Here is a 4589-nt window from a genome sequence, read left to right on the forward strand (position 1 = left end):
GCGCTAGGCCACTCGACAAGGTCAGCACGGCGGTCATTCCCGCTGCGCTGAGCGCAGCGACGATCCATCGCGACATACGTTTCCCTTCAGTCACGTCTCAACCAGTATGCATAGCGGCGAGACCGGCTTCTGGTTCGGCAATTTCGACTCACCCAGGACGCGCGCCATTTCCAGGCTGCTGACCTGCTGTGATGTTGGTAGTTGAGAAGCGATCTTACTGGAGGCCGGTGGTGGGGACGTCGAACAGCTGCCGCTCGGCGGCCATCCCCGCAGCTCCGGCGCCGATCAGCCCCGCCGATGCGGCCAGCATCGCCAGCACGCTCTGCTCGTAAAGCAGCCCACCGGCGAAGGACCCGGCCATGATCCCGATCTGGAACGCCGCCATATATAGCCCTGACGCCCCGTCCGGGTCGTCGGCCCCCGCGCGCATCGCCGCAGCTTGCAGCATCGGCGACACCGCATTCGCGGTGGCGCCCCATAGCGCGATCGCAGCGATCCCGATCGCGATGCTTGCCGCCGTGGGCACATCGTGGAATGTCAGCGCGATCAGCACCAGAAAGGTCAGCCACAACCCCGCCATGCAGCTGATGACCGCTGCTCTGGGCCGATGGTCCGACGGTCGGGCGATCAGCGGCATCACCAACAAGCCCGCGAGCCCGTACGCGGCGAGCAACCAGGCCAGATCCGGTCCGCGCACCCCGACGACGTCACGAATGATCACCGCGATGTAGGTGTAGGAGATGTAGTGGCCGGTGACCGCGATCATTGTGAGCAAGCTCACGATGACCAGCCGCCGATTGCGGTGGTGCCCGGCGCCCCTGCCGACGCGGGCCAGCTGCTCCTGGGTCAGCGCCAGCACCGGCAGCACAGCCCAGGCCGCCGCGGTGACCAAGGCGGCCACTACGGCCACCGCTGCGACGGCAATCCGCCAGCCCCACAGCAAGCTCATTGCCGCCGTAACCGGGCTGCCCACCACCACTGCCAGGCTGATGCCGACGTAGATCATCGTTGTCGCGCGTCCGGAGTGGCTGGCCGGAACCAGCCGGGCGGCGATCGGCGCGAGGACCGACAGCATCAGCCCATGGGTGATTGCCGAAAGCACTCGGCCGCCCGCAAGCACGACGAAGTTGGGCGCCGCCGCCGAGATGAACTGGGAAGCCGTCAGGCATGCCAACGAAACCAGCAGCGCCCGCCGTCGCGGCCAGTGCGCGGTCCAACGCACGAGCGGAATCGTGGTTACCGCCGCGACCAGCGCATACCAGGCCAGCAGTGTGCCGACCATGGGAACGCTGACGTGCAGGCCACGGGCGATCGCCGGCAACGCACCCACCGGCAGGATTTCGGCGGTGACGTAGATGAAGGCCGCCGCGGCCAACACAGCCAGCTGCACCGCAATTCGTGGCGTCCACGGCCCGCCCGAAGCGGGCCGGCTTTCTGCGATGACGGCTGGCGGCGGGGGGTCATTCCACCAGCGGCGCGTTCGCGCTGCTCCGTTGGCACGGGCTGGCCCCACGGCCCTACTCAACCACGCTCAAGCATTGAAAGCGCTATTCGCCCTTAAACGATCAGGAGCGGACGAGTCGCGCGATGGCGGCCGAGGCTTCGGCGAGCTTCTCGTCGGCATCGGTACCGCCCTCGGCGACCGCACGGCTGACGCAATGCCCGAGGTGCTCGTCGAGCAGGTTGAGCGCCACGGACCGCAACGCGTTGTTGGCGGCGCTGATCTGAGTGAGGACGTCGATGCAGTATTTGTCGTCTTCGATCATCTTGGCGATGCCGCGCACCTGCCCCTCGATGCGCCGTAGTCGTTTGGCGTAGTTGTCCTTCTGCGACGAGTATCCGCGTGCGGGTGTCATTTGCTCTCCAGCATCTTGGCTAGGTCTCTTCGGGCCGTCGTGACGGCGTCGATGTTGAGACCATTGTCAATCTCGGGTTGAGCCTTCTCGACGCCGCCCCCGTGATTTGGCTTTCTGCCAGCATATCCGATACCCCGCCGGGGTATCTAAATGATTTGGGGCCGACATGGCAGTTCGCGCATACTTGACCGATGCCCCAAATCAAGCCCCCTGCCGCCGAGCGGTCGCCCGCCGTCGACATCAAGCCCCGCAGTCGTGAGGTGACCGACGGCCTGGAGAAAGCCGCCGCGCGCGGCATGCTGCGGGCGGTGGGCATGGACGACGACGACTTCGCCAAGCCGCAGATCGGCGTGGCGTCGTCGTGGAACGAGATCACGCCCTGCAACCTGTCATTGGACCGATTGGCCAAGGCCGTTAAAGAGGGCGTGTTCACCGCGGGTGGCTATCCGCTCGAGTTCTGCACGATTTCGGTGTCCGACGGCATTTCGATGGGCCACGAGGGCATGCACTTCTCGTTGGTGTCGCGCGAAGTGATCGCGGACAGCGTGGAAACCGTCATGCAGGCCGAGCGGCTGGACGGATCGGTGCTTTTGGCCGGATGCGACAAATCGCTGCCAGGCATGCTGATGGCCGCGGCGAGACTGGATCTGGCGGCGGTGTTCCTCTACGCCGGCACAATTCTGCCGGGTCGCGCCAAGCTTTCCGACGGCAGCGAGCGCGAAGTGACCATCATCGACGCGTTCGAGGCGGTCGGCGCGTGCGCCCGCGGCCTGATCCCGCGCGAAGACGTCGACGCCATCGAGCGCGCCATCTGTCCCGGCGAGGGCGCGTGCGGCGGCATGTACACCGCCAACACCATGGCCAGTGCCGCTGAGGCAATGGGCATGTCGCTGCCCGGCAGCGCGGCACCGCCGGCGACCGATCGTCGCCGGGATGCGTTCGCGCGGCACAGCGGCGAGGCCGTCGTCGAATTGCTGCGGCGCGGCATCACCGCCCGCGACATCATGACCAGGGAGGCTTTCGAGAACGCGATCGCGGTCGTGATGGCCTTCGGCGGCTCAACCAATGCGGTGCTGCACCTGTTGGCCATCGCCTACGAGGCGAACGTCAAGTTGTCGCTAGAAGACTTCAGCCGCATCGGATCACGCGTGCCGCACCTGGCCGACGTCAAGCCCTTCGGCCGGCATGTGATGTCTGATGTCGATCACATCGGCGGTGTCCCGGTGGTGATGAAGGCGTTGCTGGATGCCGGTCTGCTGCACGGCGATTGCTTGACGGTGACGGGCCGCACTGTTGCCGAAAACCTCGCGCACATCGCCCCGCCGGATCCCGACGGCAAAGTGCTGCGCGCGCTCGACCATCCAATTCACCCGACCGGCGGGATCACCATCTTGCACGGATCGCTGGCTCCCGAAGGCGCAGTGGTCAAGACCGCGGGCTTTGACTCCGATGTCTTCGAGGGCACCGCAAGGGTTTTCGACCGGGAGCGGGCGGCGTTGGATGCGTTGGCCGACGGCACCATCACGCACGGCGACGCGGTGGTGATCCGCTACGAGGGCCCCAAGGGCGGTCCCGGGATGCGCGAAATGCTCGCCATCACCGGTGCCATCAAAGGCGCCGGCCTGGGTAAGGACGTGCTGCTGCTGACCGACGGCCGGTTCTCCGGCGGCACCACCGGTCTGTGCGTGGGACACGTCGCGCCCGAGGCAGTCGACGGTGGACCGATCGCCTTCCTGCGCGACGGCGACCGAATCCGACTCGACGTCGCCAAGAGCACCTTGGATGTGCTGGTTGACGCGGGTGAGTTCGCATCCCGCCGTGAGGGTTTCACGCCGCTGCCACCGCGCTACACCACCGGCGTCCTAGCCAAGTACGTCAAGCTGGTGGGTTCGGCCGCCAACGGAGCGGTCTGCGGCTAAGCAATGACCGTCCCGGCCGGGTATCCGCCGGCCGGGTTAGGAAAATTTCGGCGCCTGTGTCAGACCGGTGTTGAATTACGATCGCGCATACCGAAGTACATCGCGTTCAAGCCCAGCAGGGTCAGCACCGCGCCTGCGACCACATTCGACCAGATGATGGCGGCATGGGGCGAAACACCTTGAACCACCCAGGGCGAAATGATGAACCATATGCCGAATACTGGGAGCGTCCAGGTCATTCCGTGGCTACGGTCCAGTGCCATTCCGTACGCAAACGCCAACGCCACGCAAACGATTCCGACGACCAAATTGTTGACCGCGAGCGGTTGCGTTCCTTGGAATCCGACAATCCATGGCGACAGGGCCGCGTATACCGCAGCTACCAGCGTGAGACCGAAGGTGCCCTGCGCAGTCATCGACTCTGCAGCGCGCTCGTAGCGCTCACGTAGTGCCAATAGATCGGGGTGGTGATCAATTGATGAATGGACTGTACTCATTTTGTGACCTTTCTGTTATGCGGCAAGCCTTTTGGGCTTTACCGCAAACCATCCATCCACCCCAAGGCTACGCTCGCTAGCCGCGCGCCACCACGAACGCCAATGGCCCTTGCGACCGTCGAATTTCCGGCTGGGTTTCGGAATCCGGCCAACCGGAGTAGTTTCCGCAATTGTTCGCGGGAAGCGAGGTATGCGTGGACATCGCGGATCGACTCCGTCTCGACGTCCCGGTCGGTCAGGCCGGGATGGGCGGCGGTCTGGCCGGCGGGCCGCTGGCCGCTGCGGTGGCCAAGGCGGGCGGGCTGGGCACCCTGGGG

The 4589-nt window shown here is 65.6% G+C and carries 4 protein-coding genes; 1 reads left to right on the plus strand and 3 read right to left on the minus strand.

The window, feature by feature from the left end; translation table 11 throughout:
- Nucleotides 1–214: 214 nt before the first annotated feature.
- A complete protein-coding gene (locus WB785_RS07105) occupies nucleotides 215–1441 on the minus strand; it encodes an MFS transporter (RefSeq protein WP_424078115.1) in 1227 nt (408 codons plus the stop codon).
- A 124-nt stretch (nucleotides 1442–1565) separates the two neighbouring features.
- Nucleotides 1566–1856, minus strand: a complete 291-nt coding sequence (locus WB785_RS07110) for a metal-sensitive transcriptional regulator (RefSeq protein WP_324852996.1) — start codon at nucleotides 1854–1856, stop codon at nucleotides 1566–1568.
- A 191-nt stretch (nucleotides 1857–2047) separates the two neighbouring features.
- Between WB785_RS07110 and ilvD the strand changes: the two genes are divergently transcribed.
- Nucleotides 2048–3775: a dihydroxy-acid dehydratase gene (gene ilvD, locus WB785_RS07115; protein WP_424078112.1), complete on the plus strand. Its 1728-nt coding sequence runs from the start codon at nucleotides 2048–2050 to the stop codon at nucleotides 3773–3775.
- Between the two features lie 59 nt (nucleotides 3776–3834).
- Here the strand turns inward: ilvD and WB785_RS07120 are convergent, their stop codons facing one another.
- The gene (locus tag WB785_RS07120; protein ID WP_424078114.1) at nucleotides 3835–4272 is read right to left on the minus strand and encodes an SPW repeat protein; all 438 of its coding nucleotides are present in this window, start codon (nucleotides 4270–4272) and stop codon (nucleotides 3835–3837) included.
- Between the last annotated feature and the right edge of the window lie 317 nt (nucleotides 4273–4589).

This window comes from Mycobacterium sp. (assembly GCF_049585075.1).
Classification (GTDB): domain Bacteria; phylum Actinomycetota; class Actinomycetes; order Mycobacteriales; family Mycobacteriaceae; genus Mycobacterium.